Here is a 15,835-nt window from a genome sequence, read left to right on the forward strand (position 1 = left end):
CATTGTGTTGACTTGCATCAGGTGAAGGAACGCCACCATCGGCGTTAACATCCTGTTAACCAGCAATGAGCTTAGGGGAGTGGCAATACGATGAATATTTCAATTTTTGATGGCTCAGGTATCAGCTAAATCGATATCGAGTGCAGATGAATCTGATTTTTGGTGGCTACCCCGCAAGAGATGGCTAGCGAGGGAGCGCCTGACGGGCCCGCAACCGGCTCTGATCCCGCGCAATATCGATAAATTCCCGCGCCGTCCAATCCAGCCGAGAACCACGGCGCCACACCAGCCCGATATCGATGGCGGGAATGGGCTCCTTGATGGCGCGCGCCTCGACCCGCTCCTGCTCCAGCGACCAGGGGCGATAGGCAAAATCGGGCAACAAGGCGACCCCGAGCTGGCTCGCCACCAGACTGCGCACTGCCTCCACCGACGCGGTGCGCAGCACGATACGGGGGGAGATGCCGTAGCGGCGCAGGCCGCCACCGATGATCTGATCGAGCTGATCGGCGGTCAGCGAGATCATCGGCTCCTCCCCCAGCGCGGTGAGCGAGAGGGTCGACTCGGCGCAGAGCGGGTGGTTGGCGGCCAGCCAGAGCCGCAGCGGCGAACGGGTCAGCAACTCGGTATCAAACGCCTCTTGCCGGATGGTGCGGTTGGTCATCAGGATCCCCACATCCACCTCGCCGTTGACGATCTGGTGCTCCAGAAAAGGCTGTTCATCCTCCTTCACCTCGATCTGTACCGCCGGAAAGGCGCGGCGAAAACGGCCGAGCGCCTCTGAGAGGTAGTAACCCGCCACCAAGGTGGTCACACCGATAGTGAGCCGTCCCTGATCCTGCTGGGCTACTGCTTTGAGGGAGTGGCTCGCCTCGGTCATGGCGCCGAGAATACGGCGGGCGTGGAGCAAAAACTGGTGGCCCTGAGTGGTGAGGGTGACGCCGCGCGGATTGCGCTCGAATAGCGGGGCGCCGAGCTCGGTCTCCAGCTCGCGAATGGCGCTGGTGACCGCCGACTGGGAGATATGCAGCTCGGCGGCGGCGCGACTCACTGAGAAGCTGTCGGCCACGGCCACAAAATAACGGATCTGGCGAAAGGTAAAGTTCATCGGGCATCCTTGCCGATTGGTAATATTGGTGTGATTGGTAAGATTGACTGCCAGCTTAACCGTAAACGGGCGCCTCGCCAAAACCGGGCACTGCTGCCAACTCAATGATCTGCCGATTAAAACCATGCCCCTGCGGCTTGGCGAGCACAACAGGGGCATGGGTCATCGCAGCAAGGTGCAGACAGAGCTATCAGGATTTGTTGAGATACCCCGCCAGCTGGCCGATCAGCCGCTTGCGCAGCTCGCCGAGTTTGGGTTTTTCGTCCGCACACCAGGGCAGCGGGCGGCACGCCTCTATGGTGCGCAGGCCAAGGCGAGCGGTGAGCAGCCCGGCCCCCACCCCTTGTGCGGCGCGGGCAGAGAGCTTGGCGGCAAACTCGGCGCCCAGCAAGTCCATCCCCACCTCGGTCACCAGCTCGGTGGCACCGGCGTAGAGCATGTTGCGAAACACCTGACGGATGAGGCGTATACGGCTCCAGTAGCCGAGTTCGATGGCATAGACATCGGCGATATCTTCGATCATCCGCAGGTTGCGCCACAGCATCAGCATCATGTCGACGGTGGCGAGCGGGCTGAGCGCCACCAGCACGGCGGCCTCCCCCGACCATTTGGCCACCCGCGCCTGCGCCAGCTTGTCGCGTTCGCTCAATACCAGCTGACTGTAAAGGGTCAGCACCTCCCGATCGCTGTGGCTCTCGTCGAGCTGGGCCAGCCAGGTTTGATACCCCTCGCGCCCCTTGTCGCCACTTTTGACCGCCAACCCTTCGCAAAAGGCCTGCCCCTGCCCGACTCCCTGATGGGCCAGCAGATCTTCTGCCCGCGAGCGCACATCCTGGCGCCGCTTGAGGGTGCGCAGCCGCAGCCACTCGCGCCCCACCACGCTGGCGGTCCCCGCCGCCACCAGCGCCGAGGCCGCCAGCCAGGCGCTGCCCCAGAGCGGGGTGGTGAGGAATTGATCGTAAAGAAAGGCGCCATACTGGCCCAACGAGAGCAGACCGACTGCCCCAAGCCCCCAAGCCAGCAGCCGATGGCGGCGGCGCGGTTTGCTGACGAGGGCGCTCTCCACCTCGGTGAACTCGTCCAGCTCGTCGAGGCGCTCGAAGCTCGCCTCCTCCAGCCGCTGGGCCGGTGCGGGCGGTCGCTCGTCACTGGCCACCGTCAAGGCAGGCTCAAGAATCACCTTGCCCTGCAACGGTGGCCGCTCTTTTATCTGATCGTTCATCGCCTTATTCTCCTGAAAACAGTCTCCTGCGGGCGGCGCAGGAAACAAACCCGAGCCGCACACCGTTATTCGAGGTGATCCCCGAGCAGAAACTCCAGCGCCGCATCGAGCCGGATATGGGGCAGCGCCTGATGGGCGCTCATGGGCATGGGGCGAAACGCCTGAAAATCAAAGCCCTGACTGTTCCACCACTGCGCGGGCGGAATATGGGGCGGCACTTCACCCGGGAACAGCAGCAGCGGCTCACCGCTCAGACTGGTGCCGCGGATGGCGGGGAACTCGCGGCCATTGGCCACCCCCTTGCCCACTTCGGTCGCCTTGATGGCGGCAAGCGCCAAGCACTCAGTGGTGATCCCCTCAAAACGGGCTTGGCCGCGGCCGCTGCGCACCAGATGCTGCAGCAGTGAGACCATGGGCGCATGTTGTTCGGGGGTGACGTGATCGGCCTTGCTCGCCACAAACAGCAGCTTGTCGATACGGGGCGAGAAGAGTCGCCGCCACCAGTTGCTCTTGCCGTAGGCAAAGCTCTCCATGATGCGGGCGATGGCCTGCTGCATATCGCCAAAGCTGGCTGCCCCTGCGTTAAGCGGCTGCAGGCAATCCACCAGCACGATCTGGCGATCAAAGCCGGCAAAGTGCTGCTCATAAAAACCCTGCACCAGATGCTGTTTGTACTGCTCGAAGCGCTGCTTGAGAGTGGCGTAAAGAGTGCCATCGGCGGGATCGCTGGCAGGCATCTCCCACACCCAGGGGACAAATTGCAGCATGGGGGCACCGGCATACTCCCCCGGCAACACGAAGCGACCGGGTTGAATAAGGTGCAATCCCAGCTCCTGTTTGCAGGCATGCAGATAGGTGGTGTAGCGCTCGGTCAGCTCAGCCACCGGCCGCTCTTCGAAGCGCTGATCGACCTGCCACCCGGGTGTCAGCCAGCTGGCGGCAAGTGCCTGCAGCTCTGGGCGACGAAGCTGCTCGCGCACCTGTTCGCTCCACTGCTCGTAGCTCATCTCAAGGAGCGGCAAGTCGAGCAGCCACTCCCCGGGGTAGTCCACCAGATCCACGTAGAGGGTGGAGATCTCCCCCAGATGCTTGCGCAGAGGGTGACGGGTGCGATAGCGAATTTCGAGACGCACTTCGGCCACGCCGCGGGTGGGCTCGGGCCAGGCTGGTGGAACGCCAAACAGGGAGTCGAGGCCACGTTCGTAGGCAAAGGTGGGAATGTGGGCATTGAGCTGCGGAACCCGGCGGGCGCCGAGGATACGCCCCTGACGCAGGGCATCCCACAACGGCAAACGGCCGTCGATGGCCGCGTGTTCCAGCTGGTTGACCAGTGCCGTGATAAAGGCGGTCTTGCCGCTGCGAGAGAGGCCGGTCACCGCCAGCCGGATATGGCGATCCCGCACCCGGTTCACCACGTCGTTCGCCTTGTGTTGCAGGCGAGTCAACTTCTGTTCCAGTTTATTGAGTATCAAGGCTTGATCCGTTCTCCCTTGGTGGTTGCATCCGGCGTGATTGGCCGTGCGAGAGGTCGACCGCTTATCCACGTCTGGATAGTTGTCGTCGATGGTGGATCATCACAGAAGATTCCACCATCGACATTGAGTGCTTTGGCAAGCACTACAGCTTGCGAAACTCCCGCTGCAGGGTGAACTCCCTGGAGGTCACCAGCTTCTCGATCCGCTGAACTCTGGGCTCCAGCGCGTCAAGTTCCTGCGCGATGCGGCCCAGCGCCTGATGAGGGGTGATCCCCGCCTGCCAGCTGCGCGCTTTCATCCGCACCTCGGCAAAGTCGGCATCCTCTTGCGAGTAGAGGGTGACCGGCTTTTTATCGAGCAGGAACCAGGCAGCGATATAGGCGGTGAAGGTGATGAAACCGGCGAAGATAAGGCCACTGATGGCGAGCAGCCGCACGATCCAGGTCTCCACCCCGAAATACTCTGCCAAACCGGCACAGATCCCGGCTATCTTGCCGCGCTGGGGATCGCGATAGAGGTTACGCCCTTCACGACTGACACTGCTCATACCTTGTTCCTCCAACCGGGTACTTCCGCGTCCAGAATCGACTCCAGCGCGCCCACTCGCTCCTGCATCTTCTCGGTGCGAGCCAGCAGCCCTTGCAGCTGTTCCCGCTCGCTATCGGCAAGACCGGCGCCAATCCGCCCCTTGGCACGATAGTGCAGCACCAGCCAGATGGGGGCCACCACCACCATGAAGACCACCATGGGAACCATCAATACGCCCAGCAGATCTTCCATCTGTTACTCCCCCTGTTTGCCTTCGCTTTTGCTGTCGCCCTGACCCAGCTTCTGGCGCATGGCTTCCAGCTCACGGCTTATCTGATCGTCCACTTCCAGCTCGGCAAACTGCTGCGCCAGCGCCTTGTCGGACTGACCCAGATCGGCGCGCGCTTCCATTTCGTCGATGCGACGCTCCATCCGCTCAAACTTGCTCACCACAGCCTGGCTCTCGCCACGGGCTACCTGGCTCTGCACATTGAGACGGCTGCTGGCCGCTTCGGTGCGAATGGCCATCGCCTTTTGACGGGCGCGGGCATCTTCCAGCTTGGCTTCGAGCTGGCGGATCTCCTCACCCAGCTTCTCGATACCGCTGTCGACCGCTTGCTGCTCGCGGTAGAGGGTCTCTGACAACTCGGTCTGTTTCTTCTTCTCGATAAGGGCGGCGCGGGCCAGATCTTCACGCCCTTTGGTCAGGGCCAGCTCGGCCTTGGCTTGCCACTCGTCGACCCGCTCCTGATGACGGGCGACCTGACGACCAATCTCTTTCTGGCTGGCGAGGAAGCGGGCCAGATTGGAACGTTCCTTGACCAGCTCGTCCTCCATCTCCTGGATGATCAGGCGCACCATTTTCTGGGGATCTTCTGCCTTGTCGAGCAGAGCCGTCAGGTTGGAATTGATGATGTCGGCCAGACGGGAAAAAATACTCATGATTGCACTCCTGTTATTGGCATGGCGTTGTTTCTCCATTGAGAATGGCAACTTGTGTGCCAATCTGGAACAAAATTTAACTTGTTGATTTATATGGGGCAGAATAGCCGAATTGCAAGATGCCTCGCGCAAGAGATGATTAAAATCACCAACTTTTGGTAAGATTGACCAGCTTTTACAACTGACAGGGATCACTATGACCACGGCCACGGAAAGCCTGCTGGGGGAATCCAACGCATTTCTCGAGATCATTGAGCAGGCCTCACGGCTCGCCCCGCTGCGCAAACCCGTGTTGATCATCGGTGAGCGGGGGACGGGCAAGGAGCTGATCGCCCACCGCCTACATTATCTCTCGGCGCGCTGGGATCAAAGCTTTGTCACCATCAACTGCGCCACCCTGAGTGAGAGCCTGCTGGAGACCGAGCTGTTCGGTCACGAAGCGGGGTCGTTTACCGGTGCAGCCAAGCGCCATCAGGGCCGCTTCGAGCGGGCCGATGGCGGCACCCTCTTCCTCGACGAGCTGGCCACCACCAGCGCCCGGGTGCAGGAGAAGCTGCTGCGGGTCATCGAGTATGGCGAGTTCGAGCGGGTGGGTGGGGCCAAGCCCCTCAAGGTGGATGTGCGACTGGTCTGCGCCACCAACGAGGATCTCCCTGCGCTGGCCGACAAGGGGCAGTTTCGCCACGATCTGCTCGACCGGCTCGCGTTTGATGTGATCACCCTCCCCCCCTTGCGGGAGCGGCGGGAAGATATCCTGATGCTGGCGGAGCACTTCGCCCACAGCATGACCCGGGAGCTGGGCTATCCGCTGTTTGCCGGTTTCTCGCGTAAGGCAACCCAGCTGCTGCTGGATTACCACTGGCCGGGCAACGTACGGGAGCTGAAGAACGTGGTGGAGCGCAGTATCTATCGTCAGGGCAATCCCCAGTTGCCGCTCTCGACCCTGGTGCTCAACCCGTTTGATTCCCCCTGGCGACCACAGGTCACGCAACCTGCGCAAGAGGACCGAAGCGAGGTACAATCTGCATCCCCCCTCGCCTTGCCACTCGATCTCAAGCAGGCGGTGGCGGAGTACGAGATTAATTTACTCAAGCAAGCGATGCAGCAATCCCAGTATAATCAGCGCAAAGCCGCTCAACTGCTGGCCTTAAGCTATCACCAGTTCCGTGGCATGCTACGCAAATATCAGCTGCTGGATGGCGATAACGATGCAGAACAAGAGTGAAGGAGCGCGGTTGATGCCGACTCCAGCAACACGCCAGCCTTCGCGCTGGCACATTTGTATCAAAACGTGCGTACAAAACCCCTATAAGAACATGGTTCAACAATGAGAATGCTCACACCCTTGCTGCTGGGTCTGCTGGTGCTGGTCACCGGCTGCCAGAAGCAACCCGAGGCCTCCAAAACCGGACTCATCTATTGTGCTGAGGGATCCCCCCTCTCCTTCAATCCCCATGTTTCCAACTCCGGGGTGACACTGGATGCCAGTGCCCGTCCGCTCTACGACCGCCTGCTGGAGGTGAACCCCAACACCCTGGCGTTGGAGCCGGCGCTCGCCACCAACTGGCATGTCAGCGAGGATGGCCTCACCTATACCCTGACCCTGCGCAAGGGGGTGACGTTTCACCATACTCCCTGGTTCAAGCCCACCCGCACTTTCAATGCCGATGATGTGGTCTTTACCTATGCCCGCCAGCTTGACGAGCAGCACCCCTATCACAATGTGTCCGGGGGTGATTACCCCTACTTCTACAGCCTGGGGCAAGATCTGCTGATCAAGCGGGTGAGCAAGAAAGGGCCGCAGACGGTAGTATTCGAGCTGAACCAGCCGAACGCCTCCTTCCTCGCCACCCTGGCCAGCGACTATGCGGTGATCCTCTCCGCCGAATACGCCGAGCAGATGTTGCAGGCGGGCACACCAGCCCTGCTGGATAGCCGCCCCATCGGCACCGGGCCGTTCAGCTTCAAGGAGTATCGCCACAACGCGTTCATTCGCTATCTGCGCCATCCCGGCTATTGGGGCGGCGATGCCAAGATTGAACAGCTGGTCTACGACATCACCCCCAAATCCGCCAAACGGCTGGCCAAGCTGCTGACCGGCGAGTGCGACGTGATGAGCACCCCTTCCGCTAGCCAGCTCTCGGTGATCAAGCAAAATCCGGCGCTGAGTCTCTCGGTCCAGTCGGGGATGAACGTCGCCTTTTTGGCCCTCAATACCCGCAAGCCGCCGTTCAACAGCGTCAAGGTGCGTCAGGCCATTGCCAGCGCCATCAATATCGACAATCTGCTGCAGGCGGTCTATTTCGATACCGGCCTGCCCGCCAACAGCCTGCTGCCGACCCTCTCATGGGGTTACAACCCCAGCCTGCCCGAGCGCAAACCCGACCTGAAACGGGCGCGCCAGCTGCTCAAGGAGGCGGGACTGGAGAAAGGATTCGAGATGCAGGTGCTGGTGCAACCGGACGCCCGCCCCTACAACCCGGATGCGGTCAAGACTGCCCAGCTGATCCGCAGCGATCTGGCCAAGGTCGGGATCAAGCTCAAGATCGTGCAACGGGAGTGGCCGGTGATCGAAAGCCGCCTCACCAAGGGGCAGTACGACAGCCTGCTCTCCGGCTGGATTGCCGACAACGCCGACCCGGACAATTTCTTCCGTCAGCTGCTGAGCTGCTCGGCAGTGGAGCGGGGCAACAACTACAGCCGCTGGTGTAGCCCGGCCTTCGATCAGTTGCTGGATGATGCGGTCACCACGCCCCAGCTCTCGTTCCGGCTGCGCAACTACTACTATGCCCAGACCCTGCTCAACGAACAGCTGCCGCTGATCCCGCTGGCACACGCCTTGCGTACCCAGGTCAGCCGCAGCAACATCGAGGGGCTGACGCTGATGCCCTTTGGCGGCACCTCCTTCAACCAGGCTCACAGGGAGTAAGCATGCTTCTATACACCTTGCGCCGCATCAACCTGTTGCTTATCACCCTGCTGGCGCTGACCTTTGTCGCCTATCTGCTGGACTATCGGCTGATCGGCAATCAGCTCAGCTTCTGGAGCGGCTATCCCGATTTCCTGCGCCGCATTTTCGCAGGCGACCTGGGGCTCTCCAGCGTCTCCGGGCTGCCGGTGCTGGACGAGATCCGCCACTACTTCCCGGCGACCCTGATCCTCTGTCTGGCGGCGTTCGCCATCTCGCTGCTGGTGGGCATTCCCCTCGGCACCCTGGCGGCCCTGTCCCAGGGAAAGACGCTGGATCTCTCCATCATGACAGCCGGTCTTATCGGCTATGCGGTGCCGGTATTCTGGCTGGCGCTGCTGGTGGTAATGCTCTTTTCGCTGGATCTCGGCTGGTTGCCAGCCTCCGGGCAGATCAGCCTTCTCTACGACGTCCCCCCCATTACCGGCATCGCGGTGATCGATGTGCTGCTCAGCAACGAGCCCTGGCGGCAAGCGGCGCTGCACGATGCCCTGCGCCACCTGATCCTTCCGTCACTGGTGCTGGCGGTGGTGCCCACTACCGAGGTGATCCGCCATGTGCGCAGTTCCCTCATCGACGTGATGAAGCAGAACTACATCAAGGCGGCAGCGAGCCGGGGCCTTTCCAAGGCGCAGATCGTCTGGCGCCATGGTCTGAAGAACGCCCTGCCGCCGGTACTGCCGCTGCTGGGTCTGCAACTGGGTAGCGTGCTCACCTCCGCCATGATCACCGAGGTGGTGTTCGAGTGGCACGGGATCGGCCGCTGGCTCATCAGCAGCATCGCCCTGCAGGATTACGCCGCCATTCGCGGCGCGACCCTGGTGGTGGCCAGTTTCGTGATCCTGACCAGCGTCAGCACCGAGTTGCTGACCACCCTTATCTATCCGGCACGGCGCAAAGAGTTGTATGCCAAACAAGATTGAACGCGCTCATGGCGTGACCAGGAGCCAGGTATCCTATGCAAGATAAATCGAACATCTATCCCGAGCTCAAGATCCTCTCGCCCCTTGAGCAGACGTGGGCCTCCTACAGCCGCAATCCGCTGGCGATGGCAGGGCTCTGGTGCTTTTTGCTGTTGCTGCTCATCACGCTGGTGGGGCCGCTGGTCGTCCCCTACGGCATCGATGAACAGCACACCGACAAGCTGCTGCTCGCCCCCTCGTGGGCGGCGACCGGCAACATCGACTACTTCCTCGGCACCGACGATCTGGGGCGCGACATGCTCTCCCGGCTGGTGGTGGGGGCGCGTCTCACCTTCGGCTATGCGCTGGTCGTGGTGGTGATCGCCATGGTGGTGGGCTCCGCCATCGGTATCCTCGGCGGCATGAGCAAGGGGCTTAAATCGAGCGTGCTGCACCACCTGCTCGATACCCTGCTCTCCATCCCCTCCCTGCTGATGGCCATCATCATGGTTGCCATCATGGGACCGGGTTTTGGCAATACCCTGATAGCCATTACCCTGGCGTTGATCCCGCCCTTTATCCGGGCCACCTACAACGCAGTACATGCCGAGATGCAGAAGGAGTACATCACCGCCAGCCGCCTCGATGGCTCGCCCCCCTTCCGGATCATGCGTCTGGCTATTTTGCCCAACATTGTCGAAACCCTTGTGGCCCAGACCACCCGCACCTTGTCGGCGGCCATTCTCGATATCTCGGCGGTCGGGTTTCTCGGTCTCGGCGCCCAGTCTCCCCAACCTGAGTGGGGCACCATGCTGGCCGATTCGAGCGACCTTATCTATCTCGCCCCATGGACCGTCACCCTGCCCGGCATCGCCATCCTGTTCAGCGTGCTGGTGACCAATTTAGTTGGTGAAGGCATTCGTGAAGCACTCAAAGAGGGAAATGACTGATGCCGCTGCTCGACATTCGCAATCTCACCATCGAGATCGACACCCCGCAAGGCAAGGTCAAGGCGGTGGACAAGGTGAGCCTGACCCTGACCGAGGGGGAGATCCGCGGTCTGGTGGGTGAATCCGGCTCCGGCAAGAGTCTGATCGCCAAAGTGATCGTCGGCATCGAGAAAGACAACTGGACGGTACGTGCCGACCGGATGCGCTTCAACGACATGGATCTGCTGACCATGGCTCCCAAGGAGCGCCGGCGTATCATGGGCCGCGAGATCGCCATGATCTTCCAGGACCCCATCAGCTGTCTCGACCCCTCCGAGGAGATCGGCACCCAGCTGGAAGAGGCGATCCCGACCGATTCGTTCGAGGGACAATTCTGGCAGCGCTTCCAGTGGCGCAAGAAGAAGGCCATCGCGCTGCTGCACCGGGTAGGCGTCAAGGATCACCGCAAGGTGATGCGTGCCTATCCCCACGAGCTGTCGGATGGCATGTGCCAGAAGGTGATGATCGCCATGGCCATTGCCAACCAGCCGCGTCTGCTGGTAGCCGACGAGCCCACCAGCGCCATGGAGTCCACCACTCACTCCCAGATCCTGCGACTGCTGGACAAGATGAACAAGCTGGGCAATACCACCATCCTGATCATCAGTAACGATATCGCCGCCATCGCCAACCTGACCGATACCATCAACGTGATGTACTGCGGCCAGATGGTGGAAGTGGGCACCCGGGAGCAGATCCTTGAGACCCCGCATCACCCCTATACCGATGCCCTGCTCAAATCGATCCCCGACTTTGACAAGCTGGTGCGCCACAAGTCGCGCCTCGAGACCCTGCCCGGCGTCATCCCGCCGCTGCAACACCTGCCCATCGGCTGCCGTCTGGGGCCGCGCTGCCCCTACGCCCAGAAGCAGTGCGTGCAGACTCCGTTGATGAACAAGATCAAGGGCCATCAGTTCAGCTGCCACTTCCCGCTGAACATGGAGGAGCCAAAAAAATGATGACCGTTAATGCCCCCATGAAGGAGCCCCGCTTGTGATCGAGCCGTCCCTGTTGCAGGTCAGAGGCCTTAGCAAAACCTACCAGAACCGCACCGGTCTATTCCGTCGTCAGGCGGTGGAGGCGATCAAGCCCCTCTCGTTCGATCTCGAAGTGGGTCAGACCCTCGCCATCGTCGGCGAAGCTGGCTCCGGCAAGAGCACCCTCGCCCGCATTCTGGCCGGCATGATCGAACCCACCAGCGGCGACATCGCCATCGACGGCCAGCTGATGGTGCATGGCGATTACCAGACTCGCTGCAAACTGCTGCGGATGATTTTTCAGGATCCCAACACCTCGCTGAACCGCAAGATCCGGGTCGGCCAGATCCTGGAGACCCCGCTGCGTCTCAACACCGAGATGACCGAGGAGGAGCGCCGCGAGAAGGTGGTGCAGACCCTGCGCATGGTGGGGATGCTGCCGGATCACGCCCTGTTCTATCCGCAGATGCTCTCCTCCGGTCAGCAGCAGCGGGTGGCGCTGGCGCGAGCGCTGATCCTCAACCCCAAGATAGTGGTAGCCGATGAGGCGCTCTCCACCCTGGATATCTCGGTACGCTCCCAGATCATCAACCTGCTGCTGGAGATGCAGGAGACCATGGGGCTGAGCTATGTGCTGGTAGCCAACGATTTGGGCATCGTCAGCCATATCAGCGACGAGGTGCTGGTGATGCACGAAGGGCGAGTGGTGGAGCGCGGCAAGACTCTCAAGGTGTTTGCCGATCCCCAGCATGAGGTGACTCGCCGTCTCATCCAGAACTACAACAACGAATACCGCAAATAGAGAGGCACTGGCCGCCGCCCTTGCCGCTGTTGTCGCCGCGCTCACTCGGCGGGATCAAAAAAGCCCACTGCATGCAGTGGGCTTTCTGTTACCGGAGTCGCGGCTTAGGCTTGCAGCAACAAACGGTTGATGCGGGAGACGAAGCTCGCCGGATCGTTCAGCCCGCCCTGCTCGGCCAGCTGGGCCTGTTCGTGCAGCAGGGTGACCCACTCACCGAACAGCGCCTCGTCTTCAATGGTATCGAGCTTCTTCACCAGCGCATGGTCAGGGTTGAGCTCCAGAATGTACTTCTGCTCCGGTACCGGCTGGCCGGCCGCGCGCATCAGCTTGATCATCTGGGTGCTCATACCGTAGGCGTCGGTGACGATGCAAGAGGGGGAGTCGGTCAGACGGTGAGTGACACGCACCTCTTTCACTGCATCGCCCAGGCTCTTCTTGACCCGCTCAACCAGACCGGCATTAGCCTTCTCGGCCTCTTCTTGCGCCTGCTTGGATGCTTCATCTTCCAGATCGCCGAGATCCAGCTCGCCACGGGTGACGGAGATAAGCTGCTTGCCGTCGAACTCGGTCAGGTGGCTCATCAGCCACTCATCCACACGCTCCCACATCAGCAGCACTTCGACACCCTTCTTGCGGAAGATCTCGAGGTGCGGGCTGTTCTTGGCAGCGGCATAGGAGTCAGCAGTGATGTAGTAGATCTTCTGCTGGCCTTCCTTCATGCGGCCAACGTAATCCTCGAGAGAGACAGTCTGGGCTTCGCCCTCGCCAGCGGTGCTGGCAAAGCGCAAGAGCTTGGCGATCTCTTCGCGGTTAGCGTAATCCTCGGCCGGGCCCTCTTTGAGCACGTTACCGAACTCTTTCCAGAATTTGGCGTACTTCTCGGCATCGTCTTTCGCCAGCTTGGAGAGCATGGTCAGAACCCGCTTGGAGCAAGCCTTGCGCAGAGAGGCAGTAACCTTGTTGTCCTGCAGGATTTCACGGCTGACGTTGAGCGGCAGATCGTTGGAGTCCAGCACCCCTTTGACGAAGCGCAGGTAGGTCGGCATAAACTGCTCGGCGTCGTCCATGATGAAGACGCGCTGTACGTAGAGCTTCAGACCGTGCTTCTGCTCGCGGTTATAGAGGTCGAACGGTGCGCGGGCTGGTACGTAGAGCAGGCTGGTGTACTCCTGCGCCCCTTCCACCCGGTTGTGACCCCACAGCAGCGGATCTTCAAAGTCGTGGGCGACGTGCTTGTAGAACTCCTGATACTCCTCGTCCTTGATATCTTTCGGGTTGCGGGTCCACAGTGCCGTGGCGCGGTTGACCTGCTCCCACTCGCCCGGGGTGCCGACGATGGTCTCACCATCCTCTTCGCGATCCGGGGTGCCCTCTTTGAACATCTCCACCGGCACGCTGATGTGATCGGAATACTTGCCCACCACGGAGCGCAGGCGCCAGTCGTCGAGGAACTCGTCCTCTTCGGCACGCAGGTGCAGGATGACGTCGGTACCGCGACCCTCTTTGGTTACGTCAGCGACGGTGAAGGAGCCTTCCCCTTCAGATTCCCACTGTACGCCCTGCTCCGGAGCAGTACCGGCGGCGCGGGAGACCACGGTCACCTTGTCGGCCACGATAAAGGCGGAGTAGAAGCCGACCCCGAACTGACCGATCAGCTGGGAGTCACGTCCCTGATCGCCGGAGAGGTTTTTGAAGAATTCTGCGGTGCCGGACTTGGCGATGGTACCCAGGTGCTCGATCACCTGATCGCGGGTCATACCGATCCCGTTATCGGAGATGGTCAGGGTACGCTTCTCTTTGTCCACCACCAGACGCACACGCAACTGGCCGTCGTTTTCGAACAAAGAGGCATCGGAAAGCGCCTTGAAGCGCAGCTTGTCCGCCGCATCGGATGCGTTGGAGATCAGCTCGCGCAGGAATACTTCTTTGTTGGAGTAGAGGCTGTGAGCCATCAGGCTCAGCAGTTGTTTGACTTCAGTCTGAAAGCCGTGGGTTTCGGCATGAACACTTTGGGTCATGGACCAATCCTCAGAAACATCGGGTTGAACATATGCCCAACCTAGATGGGGACGGCCAATCAAATATCAAGGGGCGAGTATGCAATCCCGCTCACTCGCCCCTTTAAATCCGCTCAAACGGCTATTTCTTACCCAGCTCGACCGCTATTAATGCGGGGAAACTGGCTGGCACCTTGCTATTTCAAGCGTTGGCGCCCCATCAGGGAGTGGGAGAGCGTTGTGCCATCCACCAGCTCCAGCTCGCCCCCTACCGGCACCCCGTGGGCAATGCGGCTCACCTCTACCCCGGCATGACGGGCCATGTCGGCGATATACCAAGCGGTGGCATCTCCCTCGATGGTGGGATTGGTGGCGAGGATCAGCTCGCTGATGTGCTCTTCCTTTAGACGGCGCTCGAGAATATCGAGCCCCAGCTCCTCCGGGCCGATGCCGTCCAGCGGCGACAAATGGCCCATCAGCACAAAGTAGCGACCGGAAAACTGACCGGTCTGTTCGATGGCGGCCACGTCCGCCGGGCTCTCCACCACACAGAGCAGACCGTTCTCTTCCCGCTTGGAATTGGCGCAGATATCGCAGCGATCGTTCTCGGTAAAGGTGCGACAGTGGCTACAGTGGCCAATCTCGGTCAGGGCGCGAGAGAGCAACTGGGCCAACCGCAAACCGCCGCTGCGCTCACGCTCGAGCAGGGTAAAGGCCATCCGCTGGGCAGACTTGGGCCCCACCCCAGGCAATACCTGCAGGGCTTTCATCATCTCATCGAGCAGGGGACTGAACTTCATAACACTCCTTACACGGGCCTGCCCCTCGCCACCACCAGGGCCACGACGGGTCAGCAAAACAGGATAACGCCATTGGCGCAGGACTATACCCGAGCCGGCCCATGACTGCCATTTGCTTTGCTGGCCAGCGCAAAAACGCGGCGCTTATACTTGGTCAAAGACAAACGGGTGGTGTAATAAAAGATCGCCCCCCTCATCAGGACAAGGAGGTTAAATGGAGACACAACATATAAAGCCTCTGGTCCGCCGAAACGGACTAACCCTGATCTGGGCCGGGGGGCTCATCACCAGCCTGATGCTATTACTACTCTGGTTGCTTGTGGAAGGCCCGGTGCTCCCGGCCTATATATTGCTACTGAGTGGCATGATGATAACCTTGATAGGCTGGTTCAAGCTCAATGAGCCCCCGATCAGCCTATCCCTATGCCAGCACTCCCTCCACTATCACCACAAATATGGCGGCTGGGCACTGAAGTGGCACAACATCCAGCGTATCGATCAACCCAGAATCCATGTTGGTTGGGATCTCCAGCCCCTGCCCTATATCGGTTTCAAGATAAAACAGTATGACGAGTTTCTGACACTGATCACTCCCAGACTGGCCGTGCATCTGTTGACAGAGCAGCGCCCTGTGTTGCTGCATGCCCTGCATAATGAGCAGCTCCATGGGCAGCCAGTGCATACCAATGACCCCTTACAAGGCATCGACTGGCTGGAAGAGAGTCACTTTTGCTCCCCGCAAGGGCTGCACTACGATGGCGCATTGGCCATGCTGGCTCAACGGATGATTCGCATGCGCCACTTGCTCGGTTATGACCTGTTGATCCCGGTAGGCAGCCTAGATCGGGAACCGGACGATTTCCTCAAACTGCTGCGCCAATACCGGCACGCATCGATGCGTCCCCCTAGCGCGCCAGCAGAGCAACACAAGTGATGACACGGAGCTAAAGAGTACAATTCGAATCAACGAGAATGAGTGACAGAAATTAATTGGACAGGCCAACATCTTTGAAAGAGGCGTCAAAGGACATCGCCAATGGCTGAAGTTTGTCTAGTCCTGAAATAGGTTTACACATTTTCAACTAGCATTTTTCTACTCAGAACCCTCTATGTACCGCATCGGGG

General features: G+C 60.4%; 15 protein-coding genes. 7 read left to right on the top strand and 8 right to left on the bottom strand.

All coding sequences use genetic code 11. From position 1 onward, the window contains the following. Positions 1 to 184: 184 nt before the first annotated feature. The 6 genes from G5179_RS12020 to pspA all read right to left on the bottom strand — a co-directional run bounded on the left by G5179_RS12020 (position 185) and on the right by pspA (position 5,275). Positions 185 to 1,108 (bottom strand): LysR family transcriptional regulator, encoded by a 924-nt coding sequence (locus G5179_RS12020; RefSeq protein WP_005361174.1) that lies wholly within the window; start codon positions 1,106 to 1,108, stop codon positions 185 to 187. A gap of 190 nt (positions 1,109 to 1,298) precedes the next feature. Further along, a complete protein-coding gene (locus G5179_RS12025) occupies positions 1,299 to 2,330 on the bottom strand; it encodes a YcjF family protein (RefSeq protein ID WP_139740384.1) in 1,032 nt (343 codons plus the stop codon). A gap of 65 nt (positions 2,331 to 2,395) precedes the next feature. Then, positions 2,396 to 3,802, bottom strand: coding sequence for a YcjX family protein (locus G5179_RS12030; RefSeq protein ID WP_421258444.1), 1,407 nt, complete (start codon positions 3,800 to 3,802; stop codon positions 2,396 to 2,398). A gap of 145 nt (positions 3,803 to 3,947) precedes the next feature. Continuing rightward, a complete protein-coding gene (gene pspC / locus G5179_RS12035) occupies positions 3,948 to 4,352 on the bottom strand; it encodes an envelope stress response membrane protein PspC (RefSeq protein ID WP_005333670.1) in 405 nt (134 codons plus the stop codon). Further along, positions 4,349 to 4,585, bottom strand: coding sequence for an envelope stress response membrane protein PspB (gene pspB, locus G5179_RS12040; RefSeq protein ID WP_005333672.1), 237 nt, complete (start codon positions 4,583 to 4,585; stop codon positions 4,349 to 4,351). Before pspB ends, pspC begins: the two co-directional genes overlap by 4 nt. Positions 4,586 to 4,588: 3 nt before the next feature. Beyond that, positions 4,589 to 5,275, bottom strand: coding sequence for a phage shock protein PspA (gene pspA, locus G5179_RS12045; RefSeq protein WP_005361184.1), 687 nt, complete (start codon positions 5,273 to 5,275; stop codon positions 4,589 to 4,591). A gap of 196 nt (positions 5,276 to 5,471) precedes the next feature. Here pspA and pspF point away from each other — a divergent pair, with 196 nt between their 5' ends. The 6 genes from pspF (at position 5,472) to G5179_RS12075 (ending at position 11,913) form a co-directional block, all read left to right on the top strand. Beyond that, positions 5,472 to 6,500: a phage shock protein operon transcriptional activator gene (gene pspF, locus G5179_RS12050; protein ID WP_005346257.1), complete on the top strand. Its 1,029-nt coding sequence runs from the start codon at positions 5,472 to 5,474 to the stop codon at positions 6,498 to 6,500. 108 nt (positions 6,501 to 6,608) lie between these two features. Beyond that, positions 6,609 to 8,204: an ABC transporter substrate-binding protein SapA gene (sapA, locus tag G5179_RS12055; protein WP_421258447.1), complete on the top strand. Its 1,596-nt coding sequence runs from the start codon at positions 6,609 to 6,611 to the stop codon at positions 8,202 to 8,204. Between the two features lie 2 nt (positions 8,205 to 8,206). Further along, positions 8,207 to 9,166: an ABC transporter permease gene (locus G5179_RS12060; protein ID WP_021231386.1), complete on the top strand. Its 960-nt coding sequence runs from the start codon at positions 8,207 to 8,209 to the stop codon at positions 9,164 to 9,166. Positions 9,167 to 9,201: 35 nt separating this feature from the next. Then, positions 9,202 to 10,095, top strand: coding sequence for an ABC transporter permease subunit (locus G5179_RS12065; RefSeq protein WP_005333677.1), 894 nt, complete (start codon positions 9,202 to 9,204; stop codon positions 10,093 to 10,095). Beyond that, on the top strand, positions 10,095 to 11,093 hold the full coding sequence (locus G5179_RS12070) for an oligopeptide/dipeptide ABC transporter ATP-binding protein (protein WP_005333679.1): 999 nt from the start codon (positions 10,095 to 10,097) through the stop codon (positions 11,091 to 11,093). Before G5179_RS12065 ends, G5179_RS12070 begins: the two co-directional genes overlap by 1 nt. A 34-nt stretch (positions 11,094 to 11,127) precedes the next feature. Continuing rightward, complete coding sequence (locus G5179_RS12075) at positions 11,128 to 11,913, top strand: ATP-binding cassette domain-containing protein (RefSeq protein ID WP_005333681.1); 786 nt, start codon at positions 11,128 to 11,130, stop codon at positions 11,911 to 11,913. Between the two features lie 104 nt (positions 11,914 to 12,017). Here the strand turns inward: G5179_RS12075 and htpG are convergent, their stop codons facing one another. Together htpG and recR are read right to left on the bottom strand one after the other, a co-directional pair. Further along, entirely contained in the window at positions 12,018 to 13,931 is a 1,914-nt protein-coding gene (htpG, locus tag G5179_RS12080) for a molecular chaperone HtpG (RefSeq protein ID WP_075115122.1), read from the bottom strand. 176 nt (positions 13,932 to 14,107) lie between these two features. Further along, positions 14,108 to 14,710: a recombination mediator RecR gene (gene recR / locus G5179_RS12085; protein ID WP_421258445.1), complete on the bottom strand. Its 603-nt coding sequence runs from the start codon at positions 14,708 to 14,710 to the stop codon at positions 14,108 to 14,110. Between the two features lie 214 nt (positions 14,711 to 14,924). On the opposite strand from recR, the gene G5179_RS12090 reads away from it, so the two are divergent. Next, positions 14,925 to 15,644 carry a DUF2982 domain-containing protein gene (locus G5179_RS12090; RefSeq protein WP_421258446.1) on the top strand — a complete coding sequence of 240 codons (720 nt, stop codon included), beginning with the start codon at positions 14,925 to 14,927 and terminating at the stop codon, positions 15,642 to 15,644. Positions 15,645 to 15,835 lie beyond the last annotated feature (191 nt).

It is taken from the genome of Aeromonas sp. 600886 (genome assembly GCF_049174935.1).
Classification (GTDB): Bacteria; Pseudomonadota; Gammaproteobacteria; order Enterobacterales; family Aeromonadaceae; genus Aeromonas; species Aeromonas veronii_A.